This window comes from Streptomyces sp. NPDC107559 (genome assembly GCF_055657365.1).
The window spans coordinates 837,848-859,374 of the sequence record NZ_JBVKBD010000001.1 but is presented as its reverse complement, the minus strand read 5'-3'; the positions used below and the strand labels follow the sequence as shown (position 1 = coordinate 859,374).

The 21,527-nt window shown below is 70.9% G+C and carries 20 protein-coding genes and 2 pseudogenes; 15 read left to right on the top strand and 7 right to left on the bottom strand.

The window, feature by feature from the left end; all coding sequences use genetic code 11:
- The first annotated feature begins 157 nt into the window (after positions 1-157).
- From ACZ7OY_RS03605 to ACZ7OY_RS03585, 5 genes are all read left to right on the top strand, one after another.
- The gene (locus ACZ7OY_RS03605) at positions 158-1,219 is read left to right on the top strand and encodes a CbiQ family ECF transporter T component (protein WP_471909838.1); all 1,062 of its coding nucleotides are present in this window, start codon (positions 158-160) and stop codon (positions 1,217-1,219) included.
- Positions 1,216-2,970, top strand: coding sequence for an ABC transporter ATP-binding protein (locus tag ACZ7OY_RS03600; RefSeq protein ID WP_471909837.1), 1,755 nt, complete (start codon positions 1,216-1,218; stop codon positions 2,968-2,970). Before ACZ7OY_RS03605 ends, ACZ7OY_RS03600 begins: the two co-directional genes overlap by 4 nt.
- A complete protein-coding gene (locus tag ACZ7OY_RS03595) occupies positions 2,967-3,785 on the top strand; it encodes an ECF transporter S component (RefSeq protein WP_471909836.1) in 819 nt (272 codons plus the stop codon). Before ACZ7OY_RS03600 ends, ACZ7OY_RS03595 begins: the two co-directional genes overlap by 4 nt.
- Positions 3,786-4,123: 338 nt before the next feature.
- Positions 4,124-4,537 (top strand): aggregation-promoting factor C-terminal-like domain-containing protein, encoded by a 414-nt coding sequence (locus tag ACZ7OY_RS03590; RefSeq protein ID WP_471909835.1) that lies wholly within the window; start codon positions 4,124-4,126, stop codon positions 4,535-4,537.
- Positions 4,538-4,662: 125 nt separating this feature from the next.
- Entirely contained in the window at positions 4,663-5,352 is a 690-nt protein-coding gene (locus ACZ7OY_RS03585) for a YoaK family protein (protein WP_471909834.1), read from the top strand.
- Between the two features lie 27 nt (positions 5,353-5,379).
- On the opposite strand, the gene ACZ7OY_RS03580 is transcribed toward ACZ7OY_RS03585, so the two are convergent.
- Positions 5,380-6,615 (bottom strand): cytochrome P450, encoded by a 1,236-nt coding sequence (locus ACZ7OY_RS03580; protein WP_471909833.1) that lies wholly within the window; start codon positions 6,613-6,615, stop codon positions 5,380-5,382.
- Between the two features lie 193 nt (positions 6,616-6,808).
- On the opposite strand from ACZ7OY_RS03580, the gene ACZ7OY_RS03575 reads away from it, so the two are divergent.
- On the top strand, positions 6,809-7,978 hold the full coding sequence (locus tag ACZ7OY_RS03575) for a steroid 3-ketoacyl-CoA thiolase (RefSeq protein ID WP_471909832.1): 1,170 nt from the start codon (positions 6,809-6,811) through the stop codon (positions 7,976-7,978).
- On the opposite strand, the gene ACZ7OY_RS03570 is transcribed toward ACZ7OY_RS03575, so the two are convergent.
- Entirely contained in the window at positions 7,962-8,240 is a 279-nt protein-coding gene (locus ACZ7OY_RS03570; RefSeq protein WP_471909831.1) for a DUF397 domain-containing protein, read from the bottom strand. The genes ACZ7OY_RS03575 and ACZ7OY_RS03570 overlap by 17 nt on opposite strands.
- Positions 8,200-9,048, bottom strand: a complete 849-nt coding sequence (locus tag ACZ7OY_RS03565) for a helix-turn-helix domain-containing protein (protein ID WP_471909830.1) — start codon at positions 9,046-9,048, stop codon at positions 8,200-8,202. The genes ACZ7OY_RS03570 and ACZ7OY_RS03565 overlap by 41 nt, the downstream gene beginning before the upstream one ends.
- Before the next feature lie 92 nt (positions 9,049-9,140).
- On the opposite strand from ACZ7OY_RS03565, the gene ACZ7OY_RS03560 reads away from it, so the two are divergent.
- The 7 genes and pseudogenes from ACZ7OY_RS03560 (at position 9,141) to ACZ7OY_RS03530 (ending at position 16,136) form a co-directional block, all read left to right on the top strand.
- Complete coding sequence (locus ACZ7OY_RS03560; RefSeq protein WP_471909829.1) at positions 9,141-9,569, top strand: ATP-binding protein; 429 nt, start codon at positions 9,141-9,143, stop codon at positions 9,567-9,569.
- 906 nt (positions 9,570-10,475) lie between these two features.
- Positions 10,476-10,997 (top strand): hypothetical protein, encoded by a 522-nt coding sequence (locus tag ACZ7OY_RS03555; RefSeq protein WP_471909828.1) that lies wholly within the window; start codon positions 10,476-10,478, stop codon positions 10,995-10,997.
- Positions 10,998-11,208: 211 nt separating this feature from the next.
- Positions 11,209-11,439 (top strand): annotated as a pseudogene (locus ACZ7OY_RS03550) (IS630 family transposase); the annotation flags it as partial.
- Positions 11,440-11,864: 425 nt separating this feature from the next.
- Complete coding sequence (locus tag ACZ7OY_RS03545; RefSeq protein ID WP_471909827.1) at positions 11,865-12,269, top strand: hypothetical protein; 405 nt, start codon at positions 11,865-11,867, stop codon at positions 12,267-12,269.
- Between the two features lie 116 nt (positions 12,270-12,385).
- Positions 12,386-13,522: an acyltransferase family protein gene (locus ACZ7OY_RS03540; protein WP_471909826.1), complete on the top strand. Its 1,137-nt coding sequence runs from the start codon at positions 12,386-12,388 to the stop codon at positions 13,520-13,522.
- A gap of 203 nt (positions 13,523-13,725) precedes the next feature.
- Positions 13,726-15,123: a glycine betaine/L-proline transporter ProP gene (gene proP / locus ACZ7OY_RS03535; protein ID WP_471909825.1), complete on the top strand. Its 1,398-nt coding sequence runs from the start codon at positions 13,726-13,728 to the stop codon at positions 15,121-15,123.
- Between the two features lie 323 nt (positions 15,124-15,446).
- The gene (locus tag ACZ7OY_RS03530) at positions 15,447-16,136 is read left to right on the top strand and encodes an O-methyltransferase (protein WP_471909824.1); all 690 of its coding nucleotides are present in this window, start codon (positions 15,447-15,449) and stop codon (positions 16,134-16,136) included.
- Positions 16,137-16,181: 45 nt separating this feature from the next.
- Here the strand turns inward: ACZ7OY_RS03530 and ACZ7OY_RS03525 are convergent, their stop codons facing one another.
- Positions 16,182-16,574: a hypothetical protein gene (locus ACZ7OY_RS03525; protein WP_351605461.1), complete on the bottom strand. Its 393-nt coding sequence runs from the start codon at positions 16,572-16,574 to the stop codon at positions 16,182-16,184.
- Between the two features lie 99 nt (positions 16,575-16,673).
- Between ACZ7OY_RS03525 and ACZ7OY_RS03520 the strand changes: the two are divergent.
- Positions 16,674-17,096, top strand: a pseudogene (locus ACZ7OY_RS03520) (DnaJ family domain-containing protein); the annotation flags it as partial.
- 117 nt (positions 17,097-17,213) lie between these two features.
- Here the strand turns inward: ACZ7OY_RS03520 and ACZ7OY_RS03515 are convergent.
- Both ACZ7OY_RS03515 and ACZ7OY_RS03510 read right to left on the bottom strand, forming a co-directional pair.
- Entirely contained in the window at positions 17,214-17,849 is a 636-nt protein-coding gene (locus ACZ7OY_RS03515; RefSeq protein ID WP_471909823.1) for a hypothetical protein, read from the bottom strand.
- Positions 17,850-17,854: 5 nt separating this feature from the next.
- Positions 17,855-18,541: a hypothetical protein gene (locus ACZ7OY_RS03510; RefSeq protein WP_471909822.1), complete on the bottom strand. Its 687-nt coding sequence runs from the start codon at positions 18,539-18,541 to the stop codon at positions 17,855-17,857.
- Between the two features lie 174 nt (positions 18,542-18,715).
- Between ACZ7OY_RS03510 and ACZ7OY_RS03505 the strand changes: the two genes are divergently transcribed.
- Positions 18,716-19,207, top strand: coding sequence for a GNAT family N-acetyltransferase (locus ACZ7OY_RS03505; RefSeq protein WP_471909821.1), 492 nt, complete (start codon positions 18,716-18,718; stop codon positions 19,205-19,207).
- A 121-nt stretch (positions 19,208-19,328) separates the two neighbouring features.
- Here ACZ7OY_RS03505 and ACZ7OY_RS03500 read toward each other — a convergent pair whose 3' ends face one another.
- A complete protein-coding gene (locus tag ACZ7OY_RS03500) occupies positions 19,329-21,386 on the bottom strand; it encodes an MDR family MFS transporter (protein ID WP_471909820.1) in 2,058 nt (685 codons plus the stop codon).
- Positions 21,387-21,527 lie beyond the last annotated feature (141 nt).

Here is a 21,527-nt window from a genome sequence, read left to right as displayed (position 1 = left end):
GTCGGGTCTCCCGCGCCCCTCGAGGGTGCGGGAGACCCGGCGACCGGCCGGGGACGGACGACCGGCCGAGGACCGACGACCGGCCGAGGACGGACGGCGGTCCGGCGGGGACGGACGGCGGTCCGGGCAGGCCGCCCGGCGGCCGTACCACCCGGCCGTGCACCCGGGTGCCTGGTGGCTGTGGTCGATCTCCCTCGGTGTGGCGGCCACCCGTACCACCAATCCGCTCCTGCTCGCCCTGCTCGTCGCGGTCTCCGCCTACGTCGTCGCGACCTGCCGCCCCGCCGCCGCCCTCTGGGCCCGCTCCTACGGCGCCTTCGTACGGCTCGCGCTCGCCGTACTGCTCATCCGGCTCGTGTTCGCCGTCGTCCTCGGCTCCCCGATCCCGGGCACCCACGTCCTCGTCACCCTCCCCGAAGTCCCGCTCCCCCACTGGGCCCAGGGCATCCGGCTCGGCGGCCGGGTCACCGCCGAGGCAATCGTCTTCGCCCTCTACGACGGCCTCAAGCTCGGTACGCTCCTCGTCTGCGTGGGCTCCGCGAACGCGCTCGCCGGCCCCACCCGCCTCCTCAAGTCCCTGCCCGGCGCCCTCTACGAGACCGGGGTGGCCGTGGTCGTGGCGCTCACTTTCGCCCCGAACCTGATCGCCGACGTCCAGCGGCTGCGCGCCGCCCGCCGGCTGCGCGGCCGCCCGGACCGTGGCGTACGCGGTCTGCTCCAGGTCGGACTGCCGGTCCTGGAGGGCGCGTTGGAGCGGTCCGTCGCCCTGGCCGCCGCGATGGACGCCCGCGGCTACGGCCGTACCGTCGCCGTGCCCGCCCGGGTCCGCCGCACCACCACCGCCCTCACCCTCGGCGGGCTGCTCGGCGTCTGCGCGGGAACGTACGGCCTGCTCACGGCGGAGGGCGGCACCTACGGCGTACCGGTCCTGCTCGCCGGGCTCGCCGCCGCGCTGGGCGGCCTGTGGCTCGGCGGCCGCCGTACCCCGCGGACCCGCTACCGCCCGGACCGCTGGAACCTGCGCGCCTGTCTGGTGGCGGCCTCCGGGGCCGCCGTCGCCGCGCTGCTCGGCGTCGCGGACCAGACGGCCCTGCACCCCGGTGTCGTCCCGCTCGTGGCCCCCGCCCTCCCGCTGCTGCCCGCCGCCGCCGTACTCCTCGGCCTGCTCCCCGCCTTCCTCGCCCCCGCCCCCGCCCCCGCATCCAAGGAGACGTCGTGATCCGCTTCGAGAACGTCTCCGTGACGTACGACGGTGCAGCCGAACCCAGCGTGCGGGGCGTGGACTTCGAGGTGCCCGAGGGTGAACTCGCGCTGCTGGTCGGCCCGTCGGGGGTCGGCAAGTCCACCGTGCTCGGCGCGGTCAACGGGCTCGTCCCGCACTTCACCGGCGGCACCCTGAGCGGCCGGGTCACGGTGGCCGGACGCGACACCCGCACCCACAAGCCGCGCGAACTCGCCGACGTCGTCGGCACGGTGGGCCAGGACCCGCTCTCCCACTTCGTGACGGACACCGTGGAGGACGAACTCGCCTACGGCATGGAGTCGCTGGGCCTCGCCCCGGACGTGATGCGCCGCCGCGTCGAGGAGACCCTGGACCTGCTCGGCCTGGCCGCCCTGCGCGACCGTCCGATCGCCACCCTCTCCGGCGGCCAGCAGCAGCGCGTCGCGATCGGCTCGGTGCTCACCCCGCACCCCCGGGTACTGGTCCTCGACGAGCCGACCTCCGCGCTGGACCCGGCCGCCGCCGAGGAGGTCCTCGCCGTCCTCCAGCGCCTGGTGCACGACCTGGGCACCACGGTCCTCATGGCCGAGCACCGCCTGGAACGGGTCGTGCAGTACGCCGACCGGGTCGTCCTCCTGCCGGAGCCGGGCGCCGCTCCGGTACTGGGCACCCCGGCGGAGGTGATGGCGGTGTCCCCGGTGTACCCGCCGGTCGTCGGACTCGGCCGGCTGGCGGGCTGGTCCCCGCTGCCGCTGACGGTCCGCGACGCCCGCCGCCGGGCGTCCGCCCTCCGGGAGGAGCTGACGGGACGCGACGAGCCGACCCCCGCCCCGGCGCCCGTACAGGTGTCGGCACCGGCCCTCGTACCCGCGCCCCGCCCGGCGCCCGCCCGACCGCGCCTGCCGTACCTGCCGTACCTGCCGCGCCTGATCAGACGGCAGACGGATGCCGGGGCGGCGGCCGGGGTGACGGCCTCCGTCGCCCCTGCGCCCGCCCCGCCCGTCGCCGAGGTCCGTTCCCTCGCCGTGCGCCGCGCCCAGGTCCAGGCGCTGCGGGGCGTCGACCTCACGGTGGCCCCCGGCGAGACCGTCGCCCTGATGGGCCGCAACGGCGCCGGCAAGTCCACCCTGCTCGGCACGCTGGTCGGGCTGGTCGAGCCGACCGCCGGCACGGTCCGCGTCGGCGGGGCGGTACCGCACCGCACCCGGCCCCGCGACCTCGTCCGCCAGGTCGGCCTGGTCCCCCAGGAACCGCGCGATCTGCTGTACGCCGACACGGTCGCCGCCGAGTGCGCGGCCGCCGACGGGGACGCCCGGGCCACGCCCGGCACCTGCCGCGGCCTCGTCGGCGAGCTGCTGCCCGGCGTGACCGACGACATGCATCCCCGCGATCTCTCCGAGGGCCAGCGGCTGGCGCTCGCGCTCGCCGTGGTCCTGACCGCCCGTCCTCCCCTGCTGCTCCTGGACGAGCCGACCCGCGGGCTGGACTACGCGGCCAAGACCCGCCTGGTCGGGGTGCTGCGCGCGCTCGCCGCCGAGGGCCACGCGATCGTGCTCGCCACCCATGACGTGGAACTGGCCGCCGAACTCGCCCACCGGGTCGTGCTGCTGGCCGAGGGCGAGGTGATCGCCGACGGTCCGACCGCCGAGGTGGTCGTCTCCTCCCCCTCCTACGCCCCGCAGGTCACGAAGATCCTGGCCCCGCAGCGCTGGCTCACCGTCGCCCAGGTGCGGCAGGCCCTGCGATGACGCGCCAGGCACGGGCCGTCCGCCTCGGCCCCCGCTCCCTCGCCGCCCTCGCCCTGGTCAGCGCCGTCGGGGTGGTCGCCTTCACCTGGCCGTTCCTGGCCCCGCCCGCCTCGCAGCTCACCGCCCACGCCCAGGACGCGCCGTGGCTCTTCGCGGGCCTGCTGGTGCTGCTGGTGCCGGTGCTGGCGGCGACGATCTCCGAGTCGGGTCTCGGCCCGAAGGCGGTCGCCATGCTCGGCGTACTGGCCGCGACCGGCGCCGCACTGCGCCCGATCGGCGCCGGTACGGCCGGTCTGGAGCCGATGTTCTTCCTGATGGTGCTGAGCGGCCGGGTCCTCGGACCGGGCTTCGGCTTCGTCCTGGGCTCGGTCACGATGTTCGCGTCGGCGCTGCTCACCGGCGGGGTGGGGCCGTGGATGCCGTTCCAGATGCTCGCCATGGGGTGGTTCACGATGGGCGCGGGCCTGCTGCCGGGCCCGGACCGGCTGCGCGGCCGCGCCGAGCTGGCCCTGCTCTGCGCCTACGGCTTCGTGGCCGCGTTCGCCTACGGCACGGTGATGAACCTGGCGGGCTGGACCTTCATGGACGGCAACGCCTCCGACATCGCCTTCGACCCGCACGGGACGGTGGCCGCGAATCTGGCCCGTTTCGTCGCCTACTGTCTGGCCACCTCGCTCGGCTGGGACCTCGGCCGTGCGCTGGTGACGGTCGCCCTGACCCTTTTCGTCGGTCCGGCGGTGCTGAAGGCGCTGCGTCGCGCCACGCGCCGGGCCGCCTTCGAGACCGCGGTCACGTTCGACGCACCCGCACCGTGATCCCCTGTGCGCGCAGTGTCGCGGAACCGGTGAAGCACCCCACATGACCCACGTCACCCACTACCCGCGATAGTGGACAAAAGGGGACAGGTTTAGAAGCGGACGCATACTCTGACCTGCGGATTGAGAGCCAGCTCACACGGACCGGCAAACACCCCAATGCGGCCACAACTAGTAAAAGGGGTCATTGCGGACATCGGTCGAGGCTGGTTGTCTTGAGGACGTCGCCAGGCACCACGGCCCCCCAGGGGTCACGGTGCCAACGCATGCCAGGACCCACGCACCACCCGGATCCGGCGAGCGAGCGACCTCCTTGTCCCCGAAGAAAGAGGCTCTCTGTGTCCGTGTCCACCATCCGTCGCATCGCCAGCCCGAAGAAGGCCCTCTCCGTCGTCGCCATCGCCGGCGCCGCCGCGGGCATGGCCCTGACCGCGGCCCCGGCCCAGGCAGCGACCACCTCGGCCTCCTCCGCGCAGGCGATCGCGCACCGGATGATCCCGGACGCGGCCCAGTACAACGCCTTCAACCAGATCGTCACCCACGAGAGCGGCTGGAACCACACCGCCACCAACTCCTCCTCCGGCGCCTACGGCCTCGTGCAGGCCCTGCCCGGCTCGAAGATGGCCTCCGCCGGTGCCGACTGGAAGACCAACCCCGCCACCCAGATCAAGTGGGGCCTGGACTACATGAACTCCCGCTACGGCAGCCCCGCCCAGGCCTGGGACTTCTGGCAGACCCACCACTGGTACTGATCCACCGATCAGCCAGTCACCCCCGGCACGCCGACCTGAGCGCGCCATCCGCGAAGGCGGCGGCCCCCGACCCCGGGGCCGCCGCCTTCGGGCGTTTCCCGGCCCGCCCGTGATCCACTGAGGCGATGACCACGCCGTCCGAGACACCCGAGCGCGATCCCGAGGCGCGCGGCCTGCGTCTGGTGGCCGTGCTGCTGACCCTGACCGTGGTGAGCGGGCTGATCGACGCCGTGAGCTATCTCGGTCTCGGCCATGTCTTCACCGCCAACATGACCGGCAACGTCGTCGTCCTGGGCTTCGCCGCCGCCGGGGCGCCGGGCTTCTCGGTGCCGCACACGGCGGCCTCGCTGCTGTCGTTCCTGGTGGGCGCGGTGGCGGGCGGGCGCGTCGCCCGGCGGCTCGGCGGGGGCTCGCGCCGCACCTGGGCCCGGCTGACCCTCACCGCCGAGGCGGTCCTGCTGGGCGCGTCCGCCGCGGTCGCCTTCGCCGCGCCTGGTGCCACGGGGACGACGTACACGCTCATCGTGCTCACGGCCTTCGCGATGGGGTTGCGCAACGCGACCGTCCGCAAACTGGGCGTGCCGGACCTGACGACGACCGTCCTGACGATGACCCTGACCGGCCTGGCCTCCGATTCCCGGGCCGGGGGCGGCTCGGGCCGCCACTCGCCGCGCCGTACCGCGTCGGTGGTCGCGATGGCGGTGGGCGCGCTGCTCGGCGCGTGGCTGGTGCTGCACCACGGACTGGGCGTCCCGCTGGTGGTCGCGACGGTACTGGCCGGGGTGCTGGCGCTGACGTCGTCCGGCCGCGAGTGACCCGGCCCACCGCCCGCTCCGTGTCGTTCAGCCCGCGCTGACCGGCAGTTCCTTCACTCCGTTGATCCAGGCGGAGCGCAGCCGGCGCGGGTCCCCGGCCAGCCGCAGGCCGGGCAGCGCGTCGGCGACGGCGTTGAAGATCAGGTCGATCTCCAGGACGGCCAGGGACTTGCCGAGGCAGAAGTGCGGCCCGCCGCCGCCGAACCCGAGGTGGGGGTTGGGGTCCCGGGTGATGTCGAAGACGTCGGGGTGGTCGAAGACCTCGGGGTCATGGTTGGCGGAGGCGTAGAAGAGGCCGACCCGGTCGCCCTTCCTGATCGTCTTGCCGCCCAGTTCCGTGTCCTGGGTGGCCGTCCGCTGGAAGGAGTTGACCGGTGTGGCCCAGCGCACGATCTCCTCGGCCGCCGTCGCGGGCCGCTCCGCCTTGAACAGTTCCCACTGCTCGGGGTGGGTGAGGAAGGCGTGCATACCGTGGGTGATGGCGTTGCGGGTGGTCTCGTTCCCGGCGACGGCCAGCATCAGCACGAAGAACCCGAACTCGTCGGAGCCGAGGTTGCCCTCGTCCTCCGCCGCCACCAGGGTGGTGACGATGTCCTTGGCGGGGCACTGCTTGCGGGCGGCGGCCATGTTCATCGCGTACGCGATGATCTCGGTGGCCGACTCCTGACCGACCTCCTCGGTGATCGCGTACTCCGGGTCGTCGTAGGCGATCATCCGGTTGGACCAGTCGAAGATCTTGGCCCGGTCCTCCTGCGGGACGCCGATGAGTTCGGCGATGGCCTGGAGGGGCAGTTCGCAGGCGACCTCGGTGACGAAGTCGAAGGCCCCGGAGCGGGCGCGCGCGTTCGCCGCGATGGCCTGCGCGCGGGCGCGCAGGTTGGCCTCCAGCGCGCGGATGGCGCGCGGGGTGAAGACCCGCTGGAGGATCTGGCGGACCCGGGTGTGCTCGGGCGGGTCCATGTTGAGCAGGATCAGCCGCTGGGCGTCGATCGCGTCGCGCTCGATGTGGTCGTTGAAGCGGATGATCGCGGTGTTGAGGTACGAGGAGAAGATCTCCGGATGCGTGGAAACGTACTTGACGTCCACGTGCCGGGTGACCGCCCAGTAGCCCTCGTCCTGGAAACCTGCCAGGTTGGACGTCTGCGGGATCCAGCGGACCGGTTCGACCCGGCGCAGCTCGGCGAACTCCGGCAGGGGCACGCGGTGTTGCAGCACATCGGGGTCGGTGAAGTCGAACCCGTCGGGAAGCGCCGGACAGGGCATCGGCAACTCACTCCGTCCATCTGACGGTCCATCAGGAATAGAGCTGCCGCGAAGGTAATAACGGGTTCTACAAGTCGCAAGGGGTACGGCGCCCCGAATCTGCCTGCAAGACCCTTGCGGGGGTGGACACCTCGTCAGCAGACTGCACACAGAACTAGAACACGTATCAGTTCGGAGGAGAGGACCCGCACCCATGGCCGCCGAACCCGTGATCGTCGAAGCCGTACGCACCCCCATCGGCAAGCGCGGCGGCGCGCTCGCCAACCTGCACCCCGCCTATCTGCTGGGCGAGACGTACCGCGAACTCCTGGGCCGCACGGGCATCCCCGCCGACTGCGTCGAGCAGATCGTCGGCGGCACGGTGACCCACGCCGGCGAACAGTCCATGAACCCCGCGCGCACCGCCTGGCTGACCATGGGCCTGCCCTACGAGACCGCGGCGACGACGGTCGACTGCCAGTGCGGCTCCTCGCAGCAGGCGTCCCACATGACGGCGAACATGATCGCGGCGGGCGTGATCGACGTGGGCATCTCCTGCGGCGTCGAGTCGATGTCGCGGGTGCCGCTCGGCTCCGGCTCGAAGCACGGCCCGGGGAAACCGTTCCCGGACGAGTGGAACGTCGACCTGCCCAACCAGTTCGAGGCGGCCGAGCGCATCGCCCGCCACCGCGGACTCACCCGGGAGAACGTCGACTCCCTCGGCCTGGTCTCCCAGGAGCGGGCCGCGATCGCCTGGTCCGAGGAGCGGTTCAAGCGGGAGACGTTCGCGGTGCAGGTCCCGACCACGGAGGACGAGCAGCGGGCGGGCCAGGGCATGTGGCGCCTGGTGGACAAGGACGAGGGCCTGCGCGACACGACCGTGGAGGGCCTGTCCGCCCTGAAGCCGATCATGCCGACGGCCGTGCACACGGCCGGCAACTCCTCCCAGATCTCCGACGGCGCGGCGGCGATCATGTGGGCGTCGAAGCGCATGGCCCGCGCCCTGAAGCTGAAGCCGAGGGCGCGGATCGTCGCCCAGGCCCTGGTCGGCGCCGACCCGCACTTCCACCTCGACGGCCCCATCGACGCCACGAAGGCGGTCCTGGGCAAGGCGGGCATGTCCCTGAAGGACATCGACCTCGTCGAGATCAACGAGGCCTTCGCCTCAGTGGTGTTGAGCTGGGCCCAGGTCTTCGGGCAGGACCTGACGAAGGTCAACGTCAACGGCGGCGCGATCGCCCTGGGCCACCCGGTCGGCGCGACCGGGGCCCGCCTGATCACCACCGCCCTGCACGAACTGGAGCGCGCGGACAAGGAGTTCGCCCTCGTCACGATGTGCGCGGGCGGCGGCCTGGCCACCGGGACGATCATCCAGCGGCTGTAGCCGCCGACCAGATCACGAACTCGGCGAACGCCGCGGGCCGGAACCCGAGCACCGGTCCCGCGGGGTTCTTCGAGTCCCGGACGGCGACGGTGGCGGAGGTCTCGGCGACCTCGACGCAGTCGCCGCCCTGGTCGCTGCTGTAACTGGACTTACGCCAGGCCAAAGGGCCGACCGGGGCGCACTCGATGCAGTTGCCGCCCTGATCTCCGCTGTAGCTGGACTTACGCCACTCGACCACTGCCGGAATCGCGTTGTTCGCCATAGCGCTCCTCCATCACGCTCCGGATCAACTCCGCCGAGTCCCGCAGGGAAAGAGCGGCGGCCTGGAGGTGATCGTATCGGAGCGAACAGTCGTTGACGGTGTCCGGATTGGCACTCGGATGCCCGCTGCCGTAGCCCTCCGTGTAGACGATGGTCGGATCGCTCGCGAAGCGGTAGAGGTTGAACGAGCCCGTCAAGCCAGCATGCGCCCCGGCCGAGAACGGCAGCACCTGAACGTTGATCCGAGGGTTGCTCCGGAACGACAACAGGTGGGCCAGTTGACCCCGCATGGTCGCCCCGTCGCCGATCTCCTGGCACAGGGCGGCCTCACTGATCACCGCCCAGAGCACCGGCGGCTCCGCCTTCTCGAAGATGCACTGACGGGCCAGCCGTACGGCGGTGCGGTCGTCGAGGTCCGCGGGATCCAGTGAACCCAGCACGGCACGCACATAGGGCTCGGTCTGAAGAAGCCCATGAACCATGTGCGTCTGGAAGGTACAGATCTCGGCAGCCCGTACCTCCAACTCGGCCACCTGCTGAAACCAGGCCGGGAGTTGGCTTCGCATGACCAGCGCGACAAGGCGCGACAGCAGCCCGCCCGTCCCCAGCGCCGCGTCCACGCGCTCGCTGAACTCGGGGGTGGGCAGCTTCCTGGCGGTCTCGATCTGTCCGACCAGTGACCCCGTGTAGTTGACGATGTCGCCGAGCTGTCGTTGCGTGAGGCCCGCGGCCTCGCGATGTCGCCGCAGTTCGAAGCCGTAGTAGTCGAGCGGCGAGGCTCCCGGGTCGAGGACGTTGATGTGGGTCACGCGCGGCCCCCTACGACATAACTCGGCCCACCACGGGACCTGTTGTATCCGTACGGTAGCCCAGAGTAGTCGGCCGTGGTCAGGCTCGTACCGTGAACGGATTCATTCCCCCCGCCCTCGCGGGCCCGCGTCCGCCCCAGTACCGGATGCACCTCACCGTCGGTGCGCACTCGGCGCGGCACATCCGCCGGATCGCCCGCTCCTGCCTGGCCGAGTGGGGCCTGCCGCACCTGACCGACACCGTGGAACTGGCCCTGACGGAACTGGTCGCCAACGTCGTACGCCACGTACCGGACAGACGCTGCACGATCGCGCTGCTGCGGCAGCCGGCGGGGGTACGGGTGGAGGTGACGGACGGCACCGCCCGACTCCCCTTGCCCCAGGGCGACGTACGGCCGGATTCGGAAACCGGCCGCGGCCTCGCCCTGCTGGAAGCACTGGTGGACAAGTGGGGCGTGGACCTGACCCCGGAGGACGGCAAGACCGTGTGGTTCGAGTCCGGCACGGCAGCCTTCCGCTGACGCCAGCGCCACCGGGACTGGACCACATCAGGAACCTTCAGCACCCTGCGGCCATTCATGCGAAAGAGGAGGGCGCACCAGAGCCGCGACCACGGATTCGACATTCTCGTCTGCGAGTCCGATCAAACTCCAACCACCACCTCGCAGCGAAAAAAGGCCAATCGGAGAATCAACCCCATCGAGAACTTCGAAGAATTCACGCCACCCGAACCTGTTGTTCCGGAAATCATCAGAGATCAGATACCGATCCCGGTAGGACCCCCGAAAAGATCCAGTTCAGACCCCACCTGATCGACGGCTGCCTCGCCGGGACCGGCCTGATCACCGAACCCTGGTGACCACACAACCGGACTCTACGAGTTCAACCTGAATAACGAAAGCGCATCTTGTCGATCAAGGAATGGCAAAAAGCCATCTGGATCAACCTTGCGCTTCGATAACGGCATGGCCGGCGATCTTGCCCCCAAGGCCGCAAAGTGGACACTTTGCCCGGTCGGCTGGGCGCCAAACAGGTAATTTGCGCGTGCATGACATAAATTCCTGTGATCTCATCTGCCATGCACAGGGGCCTCACAGGGAACATTCCCGCCGGCTGGTACGCCGGAGCCTACGGAAAAGATGTACGGCAGCTCGACGGGCCCACTCGATACGCTGCCTCCAACCCAGATTATCGAGCCAAGATTGCGGCAGGCGCCTACGTGGGCGTAAGCCGGGGAAAGAGCGTGAAATGGAAGGGTGCGGCAACACCGTTCGGCATTTCACTCGGCGGCTCAATTCAGTACGATGCAAATCACGTGCAAAAAATCATCGCGGGAACCAAGAGCGGTGTCGTCCACCACGTCTGGGGCTTGTATGACAAGGTCAGCGGTAGGCCTGGTGTCATGTATTCGTACTAGCGTTTCGCTGATGGTCGCCGCAGGCCTTCTCTCGGCCTGCACGACTACCCCTTCGGAGCACTCGGTCCTGCCTGGAACATCCCTGGGAGGGGACATCGAGGCCGCGAATTTTACGGGGACCGAAGAGGGCAAAGTAGGTCAGGAGTGGAACTTCGCCCTGCCGCTTCCGTACAACAAGTCGACGAAGGACCTGCTGATAACGGGAGCGGAGGTATTGGATCCACCGCCCGGTCTGGAGTTGCGTGGGGTAAGCGCTCACGCACTTGCAAGTACTGGTGGCGAAGTGGTGCTCCTCAGTCGATTCGGGGGAGACGATCCAGTCGCAAAGGAACTCGACGCCTCGAAGGACCTTGCAAAAACCCCAGTGAGGGTCGGGCCTCGTTCCCTCAGTACGGTCTACTACGTGGCTCGGGTGAAGATCACCGGGCCGGTATCGAAAGAGATCGAGAAATGTAGGTTCAAGTACCAGCAGGACGACAAGAGCTACGCTCAAGTGATCGGATGCCGCCTGCAGCTGTACGTCAAGAAATAGATTTCGATTTCGGCGAGGAACGCTAATACTCGGCTGCGTGGAAGCCGAGCACTAGCAGATCAGAAGTAGCAGCTTCGCGGCCCCCTTTCACAATCGGAAGGGGGCTGCGTTGATCAGCATTCACGCCGAGGCGGAATCTTGGGGCATCTCATTCACGGATCTGCGGGTCACGGAGCGCACGGTGCGGCGGTGGCGCACGGTGTGGCGGTGGCGCACGGTGTGGCGGTGGCGCACGGTGTGGCGCGAGGGCGGGGTCGCGGCGCTGAAGTCGAAGGGGCCGGTGTCGCGGGAGCGGCTGTCGGTGCAGGAGTGGGACCGGCTGGAGGCGGAGCTGAAGCGGGGGCCGTCGGGCCATGGCTTCGCCGATGACCAGCGGTGGACGCTGGGCCGGATCAAGACTCTGATCGGCAGGCTGTCCCACAAGGGCTACACGGTTCAGGGGGTGTCGGCGTACGGACTTTTCTGGCCCTGACAAGATTTCCGTGACATTGAGGCAGCCCGTTGCTGCAGTACCTGGTGGAGATGGCCGGCGTGCTGCTCGCTGGCCGCGGCGGCGCCCGACTCTAAGGACGACTCCGACGCTCCCTCCTCTCGTTGCCGCGCGGATGGCGGCGATTGGACTGGTAGTCCAACTGGTGTAATCGCTGTTGGTGTTCCCATGGTGATGCTCTTCAGGAGTTGCGCCCCCACCTCGCGGCCTGGCAACTCCTTCCACCGCGTCATCAAAGCCGGGGTTGGGGTCACCAGTATCAGTTACTTCCGAAACGCCGCGATAGACTGGCGTGTCGCCGCCGCAGTTATGAACCAAGCACATCACGCGCGGCCTGCGATCGGACTCGTCCCGGCGTGCTCCTACACTCTGCCGCCATGACTTCGAACGTCCGCCGGGCGGCGGGCACTCAGACCTTCTCCGACGTACTGCTCCGCTGGCTGTGGATCAAGCGGCCGACCCCTGCCGGCGATCTCGATCTGTTCACGAACGACGTGACCCTGAAGGTCACCTGTTTCCTTCGTCCGCTCGGACAGGCCGGCGCGAGATCCCGGTTGGGCACCCTGTACCTCAGCCGGGGCAAGCCGGTGACGTGGCAAGGCCACGGGCAGCAGGCGTTGACCCTCCTCCCGCCACTGACCCTGACGGCCTCCGCCGCCAAAGCCGGTCACTGGAAGCTCATAGCCCTCGACCTCGCCGGGCCCTCCGGGTCGTTCAACGTGAGGATTCCCAAGATGGACGTACCGCTCGTACGGCACGCGTTCGACGCTCAAACCTCCTGAGGGCGGCGGCCGGGGCCGGGGAGAGTTCGGGTCGGGCCGGGCCGCGGCGTTAGTCTTTGCTGCTCCGTGCCGGGGTGATCGCCCCCGCCCGCCGCCCGAACGGTGAAGGACCAGCATTGACCTCCATACCCAGGCCCGGCCGTGACCGACTGCCCTCGTTGACCGGGCTGCGGTTCTGGGCCGCTCTGCTGGTCGTGCTGTACCACCTGTCACGTCAGGTCGGCACCGTGCCGGTGGTCAGCGAGGTCGTCTGGTACGGCCGCAGCGGGGTCACGTTCTTCTTCGTGCTGTCGGGATTCGTCCTGGCCTGGACGTACGACGGCGCGCACGTCCCCGCGCGGGTGTTCCTGTGGCGGCGCTTCGCCCGGATCTGGCCGCTGCTCGCCGTCAGCGTCGCGCTGTCGGTCGCCGTGTGGGCGGTCATGGGCCAGGCCGTGTCGCTCAAGGCGGTGGCCGCGACGCTGCTGCTGGCGCACGCGTGGGTGCCCGTACCGGTCATCTTCACGGGCGGCAACCCGGCGGCCTGGTCGCTCAGCGACGAGGCCTGGTTCTATCTGGTCTTCCCCGCGCTGCTGGCGCTGCTCGCGGGGCGCCGCGCCCGGGTGTGGGCGTGGACGGCCGCCGCCGTCGTCGGTGCCGCGCTCGTGCTGTGGCCCGCGCTGTCCGGCCTGCCGCCCGTCACCCGCGCCTGGGCCCTGGACTATCTGCCGCTGACGCGTTCCCTCCAGTTCGTGCTGGGGGTGGTGGCCGGGCTCGCGCTCAAGCGGGGCTGGCGGCTCCGGCTGCCGCTGCCGGCGGCCGTCGCTCTCGTCGTCTGCTGGCACCTGGCGCTGATCCCCTGGTCGGACGCGGTTCCCGACTCCCTCTGGTACAGCCCCTACACCGCCTCGCAGTGGCTCTCGGCGCCGGTCTTCGCGGCCCTGATCTGCTCGGCGGCCCGTGCCGACCTGGAGGGGCGGCGCACCGGACTGGGCGGGCCCTGGATGATCCGGCTGGGGCACTGGTCGTTCGCCTGGTACCTCCTGCACGAGATCGTGATCCGGTCCGCGGTGTTCCTGTGGGGCAAGCCCGCCCCCGGCCAGGCCACGCTCGTCTTCTGGGCGGGGGTCCTGACGGTCAGCCTCGGCGCCGCGGGGCTGGCGTACCAGTGGGTGGAGCACCCCGCCGAGCGCCGGCTGCGCAGCCTTCTCGGCCGGACCGCGAAGACCCAGGCCCGGCCCCGCCCGTCCGAGCGGGTGCCGAGCTCGCGCTGACGGCGCCGGGGGCGACAAGGATCACAGCGGGCGGCCGGAAAACACCTCCCGAACGGGGCAGACGTACCTGCATACACGGCTTTTAGGTGCAGCATGCATTCAGTTGCGTACCGGGCGTAAGCGGATCAAAGGCTCGTATGGTCGCCTCCAGGCCCGCCCAGGGCCGTGTCCCTGTCCCCGTCGAAAGGTAGGCGAGCGAAGTTTTGTCGGCCGTCACCATCGCCGTTCCCCAGGCTCCCAGGACCATCAGCAGGACCCGTGAGGTCACCACCACCGACCCCGCCCTCGTCCGGCGCGCCGTGAAGGCCGCCGCACTGGGCAACGCGATGGAGTGGTTCGACTTCGGCGTCTACAGCTACATCGCCGTCACCCTGGGCAAGGTCTTCTTCCCCTCGGGCAACCCGACCGCGCAGTTGCTGTCCACGTTCGGCGCCTTCGCCGCGGCCTTCCTGGTCCGCCCGCTCGGCGGCATGGTCTTCGGCCCGCTCGGCGACCGCATCGGCCGGCAGAAGGTCCTCGCGCTCACCATGATCATGATGGCGGCGGGCACGTTCGCGATCGGCCTGATCCCGTCGTACGGCACGATCGGCGTCGGCGCTCCCCTGCTGCTCCTGCTGGCCCGCCTGGTGCAGGGCTTCTCGACCGGCGGCGAGTACGCGGGCGCGTCCACCTTCATCGCCGAGTACGCGCCGGACAAGCGGCGCGGCTTCCTGGGCAGCTGGCTGGAGTTCGGCACGCTGGCCGGGTACATCGGCGGCGCGGGTCTGGTGACCCTGATGACCGCGCTGCTGTCCTCCGCGGACCTGGTGTCCTGGGGCTGGCGGATCCCGTTCCTGATCGCGGGCCCGATGGGAGTCGTCGGCCTCTATCTGCGGATGCGCCTGGAGGAGACCCCGGCGTTCCGGGCGGAGCTGGCGAAGTCCGAGGCGAGCCGCCCCAAGGTGCCGCTGCGCGAGATGGTCGTGGGCCAGTGGCGGACGCTGCTGCTGTGCATGGGGCTCGTCCTGGTCTTCAACGTCAGCGACTACATGCTCCTGTCGTACATGCCGAGCTATCTGACCAGCGAGCTCAAGTACGACGAGACGCACGGCCTGCTGGTCGTGCTGGGTGTGATGGCGCTGATGATGATCGTGCAGCCCTTCGCCGGCGCGCTGACCGACCGGATCGGCCGCCGCCCGGTGATCGCGGCCGGCTGCGCGGGCTTCCTGTTCCTGTCCGTCCCGGCCGTGCTGCTGATCCGCCAGGGCAGCCTGCTCGCCGTCGGCCTCGGCATGGGCGCGCTCGGCCTGCTCCTGGTCTGCTTCACGGCCTCGATGCCGGCGGCCCTGCCGGCGCTGTTCCCGACGAGGGTCCGCTACGGCTCGCTGTCCATCGGCTTCAACGTGTCGGTGTCGCTCTTCGGCGGCACCACCCCGCTGGTGGTGACCGCCCTGATCGGCGCGACCGGGAACATGATGATGCCCGCCTACTACCTGATGGGCGCGGCCGTCGTCGGCGGTGTCGCGGTCTGGTACATGGTGGAGTCGGCGGGCCGGCCGCTGCCCGGATCGGCACCGGCGGTCGAGTCCGGGGCGGCACCGGCGGGCGGGTCCACGTCGTAGGCGGCTGGCGAGTCGGCGTCGTAGGTGGCTGGCGGGTCCGCGTCGTAGGCGGCTGGCGAGTCCGCGTCGTAGGCGGCTGGCGGGTCCGCGTCGTAGGCGGCTGGCGAGTCGGCTGCATGACGGGACGGACTGCGCGACCATGGGAGGGGGCACCGAGGTGGCCCCCTCCCCTCGGCGCGTCGGCGTCCCGTCGGCCCCGCACCGGCCGGAGGTCGACGGCGGGCACGGTGACGGGGGCTCGTCCGTGACCGCATCCGTCGGCCCACGTGGCCGGCATCTCCGACCGTTGCCATCTCCAGGCAGGGATACGAAAGGTAGAGCGCATGAGCGGGTCTCAGCTCTGGGACGACGTCGACTTCTACTTCTCCACCCATCTGGCGCCGGACGACGAGGCCCTCCAGGCGGCCGTGCGGGACAGCGAGGCCGCCGGGCTCCCGCACATCGCCGTCACCCCGCCCCAGGGCAAGCTGCTCCAGCTGCTGGCCCAGATCCAGGGGGCCCGCACCATCCTGGAGATCGGCACGCTCGGCGGCTACAGCACCATCTGGCTGGCCCGCGCGCTCCCGGCCGACGGCCGGCTGATCTCCCTGGAGTACAGCGCCCGGCACGCCGAGATCGCGACCCGCAACATCGCCCACGCGGGCCTGGAGCGGATCGTCGAGGTGCGCGTCGGCCCGGCCCTGGAGTCGCTGCCCAAGCTCGCCGACGAGAACCCGGCCCCGTTCGACATCGTCTTCATCGACGCCGACAAGGCCAACAACGCGAACTACGTGGAGTGGGCGATGCGGCTCACCCGCGCGGGCAGCCTGATCATCGTCGACAACGTCGTGCGCGGCGGCCGCGTGATCGACTCGGAGAGCAGCGAACCGGACATCGAGGGCACCCGGGCCGCCATCGAGCTGATGTCCGCCCACCCGCGGCTGAGCGCCACGGCGATCCAGACGGTGGGCAGCAAGGGGTACGACGGTTTCGCGCTGGCCCGGGTGCTGGAGCAGCCCGAGGAGCCCGAGTAGGTCCTGTCGGACGGGCTCCGGGGCCGACGGCGGCCCGGCCCGGGGTCACGCCTCGTGGTAGAAGCCCACGTTGACGCTGCGCGGGCCGGTGCGGTCCCGGATGATGATCTCGCCGGCCCCGCCCCGCGGCAGCTGCACGCTCCCGCCGTACGCGATCGTCTGGGCGTACTCCCCGACGGTCAGCAGCACCTCGGAGGAGGGGTCGGGCTGCGAGCCGCGCAGCCACGACACATGCCAGGTTCCCTCAGGGCCGCACAGGAACTCCAGGTGGACCCGCGAGACGAACAGCCAGTCGTCCGGCGTCGCGAGCCGGCAGACGGAAGCATCCCGGCCCACCCGCAGCACGGCGCCGGGTTCGCTCGGCGCGTCGGCCATGAGCATGCCGGCCGTGGCACCGACGTCCGCCCCGGAGACGGAGGCCATGGTGAGTTCGAGCACGTGCTCTCCTTCTGGAATGTCCTTGTACGGCGGCCTGGTTGGCGCACCGCCGCCGCATGATAAATCGCCCGGCGGCACCGCGTCCGGCACAATGGACTCATGACCGAGCGAAAGCCACCGGGGGTCCCGTTCGAGTCCTGGGTCGACAAGCAGATCCGTGATGCGCAGGCGCGAGGCGAGTTCGCCCACCTGGAGGGGGCGGGCCGGCCGCTGCCGGAGGTCACGGACACGACGTACGACGAACTGTGGTGGATCAAGAGGAAGATGGCCCGTGAGGGTCTCTCCGTGCTGCCACCCGCGCTCGCGCTGCGCAAGGAGGCCGAGGACGCCCTCGCGGCGGCCTACGCGGCGCCCTCCGAGCTGATCGTCCGCAGGATCCTCACGGACGTCAACGCGAAGATCCGCGAGATGATGTTCAAGCCGCCGCCCGGCCCCCCGCTGGGCAAGAAGCCGTACGACGTCGACGAGGTCGTACGGGAGTGGCGGGAGCGCCGGGCGGCGATCGACTCCGGTGGTACGGACGGTACGGACGGTACGGGTGGTACTACGGGCGGTACGGGGGCGGCCGGGGGTGCGCCCGCTACGGGCGGTGCGGGGGTCCCGCGTGCGGCGGGCGCCTCGGACGACGCGACGCGCGGGTCACACGCGTAGCAGACGCTCCGCCAGTTCGCGGTACTCCCGCAGGGCCAGGCGGAGTTGCTCCGTGTCGTTCCCCCTCGCCGGACCCGTCACGCCTCCTGTGGGCTGGTCCGCGGTCTTGTCCGGGGCCTTGTCCGGGGACCGTCCCGTGGGCTTCCCGGTCGCCTTGTCCGGGGACTGCCAGGACGTACGCAGCGTCCGGCGGTGCCTGGCCACGGCCTCGGTGAAGCGGGCGGCGATCTCCTCCAGCACCTGGTCGGCCTCCTCCACGGAGCCCCGGGGCTCGTCGACGAACGCGGCGACCGCCTGCCGGAGGCGGAGCGTGAGCTTGTCGGACTCGTCGTGAGCGAGGAGCGCGGCGGGGCCGGCGGTTTCCGGGTGGCGCTCGGGGGCCTCGGCCGCCCTGGGAACCTCGGTCGTGCCGGTCGCCCTGGGGGCAGCAGGCGCCTCGGGTGGCCTGGGCGGGACAGGCGCCTCGGTCGCCTTGACGGTCCCGGCGGTCCCGGCGGTCCCGGCCGTCCCGGCGGTCCCGCGTGTGTCGTTCGTCCTGCGCGTCTCGGGTGCCTCGGGCCTGCCGGACGGCTGCCGCGCGTCCGTGCCCGTGCCGTCGGTCACCGGTCGCCCGGTATCGGACATGTGGCTCAACTCCCCTTCGCTTGACGCCTGGTGAACGCCCACGGGGTGCCGTGGCCGTCGGATCGGGCCGGGGTGCGCCGGTCGTCCGGCGCCGTCCCGGAGCGGTGACCGTTGCCGGAGCGGTGGCCGTTGCCCCGGCCGGCCGGGGCCACCAGTTCGGCGAAGAGACCGCGGGCCTCGACCAGCGCCTCCCGCATCTCCTCGGTGCCCGCGCCGCCGCTCCCGGCCTTCGCCGGCACGACGACGACCCGGTGCACCCGGCGGTAGCCCTGCACATGGCCGGCATGGTGCACGGAGAGCGCCGCGAGCTGCTCCTCGTACTGCGCGCCGTCCGGGAAGCCGCGGGCGCCGGCCAGTTCCGCGATGAGCCGGTCCGCGTCGGCGACCGCCTCGCGCGGCGAGTCGACGAACCGTTCCTGGACGGCCGTCCAGCGAGCCTCGTACCGTTCGCGCTCGGCCGGCTCCAGCGGCCGCTCGCGCAGTCCGCCGTGCCGCTCGACGCGTTCGGTCAACTCCCGCTCGGCCCGCTGCACATCGCCGTCGTATCCGGCCACGGTCCGTTCGTACTCGGGCCCGAAGCGCCGCTTCAGACCGCCGCCGTGCGCGCCCCGGGCCCGCAGGGCCAGGACGGCCGTCACCGCGACGACGGCCACCACGATCAATATCAGAGCGATCAACACGCCTGTCGACATGGCTGCCTTCCGTGTCTCGGCCCAACGGGCCGGTTCCTGAACCGGGTTACCCGGAAGACCTCGCCCAAACGGCAGCCGCGCCGGGCCGAGCCGGGAGCAACACGGCGCGACGGCCGCCCGGTTCGCCGGTATTCGCTTGCGGGCCGGGCGGGCCCGCCGCCGAGAATGTCGGTCATGACCTGGACCGTCGCCCCCGAGGCCTTCGACTCGCCCGCGGCCGCCGCCCTCTGGCGGGCCTACTACACCGAGGTCAGCGACCGCTGGTACCTGCTGCACGAGGGCCGCCGCACCGACCCGGACGAGCTGGAGCGCGAGATCGCCGCGAACACCGGCGCCGAACTCGCCCCGCCGGACGGCCGGCTGCTGGTCGCCCGGTACGGAGGTGAGCCCGCCGGCAGCGCGGGCGTACGGCTGCTGGAGGCCACGACGGCCGAGCTGACCCGGGTGTTCCTGTATCCGGGGATGCGCGGCCGGGGCGGGGCCGCGCTGCTGGTGTCGGCGGCCGAGGACGCCGCCCGCGCCCTCGGGGCCACCCGGCTGGTGCTCGACACCCGCGGCGACCTGACCGAGGCACGCGCCCTGTACGCGCGGCTCGGCTACACCGAGACCGGGCCGTACAAGGAGGACCCGTACGCCGAGCACTGGTTCCGCAAGCAGCTCGCGTGAGCCCGGGGAGCCGGGGACGGCCGGAACGCCCCGGGGAGCACCCGACGGCTGGGAGGCCCGGGAGCACCCGACTGCCGGGAGGCCCGGGAGGCCCGGGGTGGGCCGGAAGGGGCCGGGGGGCTCAGCCGACGCCGGGGGACCCCGCGCGGACGCCGGGGGCCGCCCCGCTGTGCGGCTGCTCCTGGTCCGAGCCGCACAGTTCGTCGTTGAGCTCCTTGACCAGCTGGATCAGGTCGGTGGGCCGGTCGGGCCCCCACCAGTCACCGAGCAGCTCGGCCAGCGACTCCTCGCGGGCCATCGCCAGCCGGTCGGCGACCTCGCGCCCCTGCGTGGTCAGGCTGAGGTCGAGGCCCTCGCGTACGGCCAGACGGCGCTCCTCCGTCTGCCGGGCGGCTTCGATGACGACCGTCATCGGAATCGAGGTGCGCTCGGCCAGCACGCCCGGCTCGACCGAGCCGTACTTCTTCATCCGCAGCAGCAGCCAGCTCGCGGCAGGCAGCAGGTCGTAGCCCGCCCGCTCGGTGATCTCCCGGTAGATCTCGTGCCGTCCCTCGCGCGTGCCGAGCGTGGACAGCGCCCGGCACACCTCGTCGTACGACGAACGCTCGACGGGGTTGGCGGCGAGGGTCTCCGAGAGGTCGGGCGCCGTGACCGAGCCGCGCAGCGGGTCCTCCTTCAGGAACCACGCCAGGACGAAGCCGAGGAGCGCGACGGGTGCCGCGTAGAGGAAGACGTCGGTGATGGAGGCGGCGAAGGCGTGCAGGGCGGCCGGGCGCAGGGGGGCCGGCAGGGCGGCGATGCCGCGCGGGTCGGCCTGCAGGGAGTCCGCCGAGAGGCCGGGCGGCAGATGCTTTCCCCGGAAGGCGTCGGCCAGTTTGTCGGCCAGCCGGCCGGCGAAGACCGAGCCGAAGATGGCGACGCCGAAGGAGGCGCCGATGGAACGGAAGAAGGTGGCACCGGAGGTGGCGACGCCGAGATCCTCGTAGGGGACGGCGTTCTGCACGATGAGGACCAGGACCTGCATGACCAGGCCGAGTCCCAGGCCGAAGACGAAGAAGTAGACGCTCATCTCGGCGGTGGAGCTGTTCTCGTCCAGTTTGTGCAGCAGGAGCAGGCCGATGGTGGTGACACCGGTGCCCGCGACCGGGAACACCTTCCAGCGGCCGGTGCGGCTGACGATCTGACCGGAGAGCGTCGAGGACAGCAGCATGCCGACCACCATGGGCAGCATGTAGAGGCCGGAGACGGTCGGGGAGATGCCGTGGACGACCTGGAGGAAGGTCGGCAGGTAGGTCATCGCGCCGAACATGGCGAAGCCGACGATGAAGCTGATGACGGCGGCGAGCGTGAAGGTGCGGACGCGGAAGAGCTTGAGCGGCAGCACCGGCTCGGCCGCCCGCCGCTCGACCAGCACGAACACCAGCGCCAGGACCACGCCCAGCACCAGGAGGCCGATGATCTGCGGCGAGGCCCACGCCCAGGTCGTGCCGCCCAGCGAGGCGACCAGCACCAGACAGGTGGCTACGGCGGCGATCAGGAAGGTGCCGAGGTAGTCGATGACGTGCGGGGTGGACCTGCGCGGGATGTGCAGGACGGTCGCGATCACCGCGAGCGCGACGACACCGACCGGCAGGTTGACGTAGAAGACCCAGCGCCAGCTCAGCTGCTCGGTGAACACCCCGCCCAGCAGCGGGCCGAGCACACTGGTCGCGCCGAAGACCGCGCCGAACAGGCCCTGGTAGCGGCCGCGGTCCCGGGGCGGGACGATGTCGCCCACGATCGCCATCGACAGCACCATCAACCCGCCGCCGCCCAGGCCCTGGAGCGCGCGGAAGCCGATCAGCTCCGGCATGTTCTGCGCCATGCCGCACAGCGCCGAGCCGATCAGGAAGATCACGATCGCGGACTGGAACAGCCTTTTGCGCCCGTACTGGTCGCCCAGTTTTCCCCACAGCGGGGTCGCCGCGGTCGAGGCCAGCAGATAAGCCGTGACCACCCAGGACAGGTGTTCCAGGCCGCCGAGATCGCTGACGATGGTGGGCAGCGCCGTCGACACGATGGTCTGGTCGAGGGCGGCGAGGAACATGCCGAGCAGCAGGGCGCCGATCGAGACGAGGATGTTGCCGGACACGTGCTGCTGCGCCGCGTCCCCCGTCCTGGCGTGCGCGTCCACGGCCATGGAGACCTCCTGAGGCAATCGTGACCTCTCCATCGTGGTGGGTCTGACCGTTTATGGCCTGTTGAGCCCTGCCGGGACCCTGTAATCCGGGGGGAGTCCGGTCAATGGCCGCGCGAAGGGTCTGCATAATCTCTGGTGTTC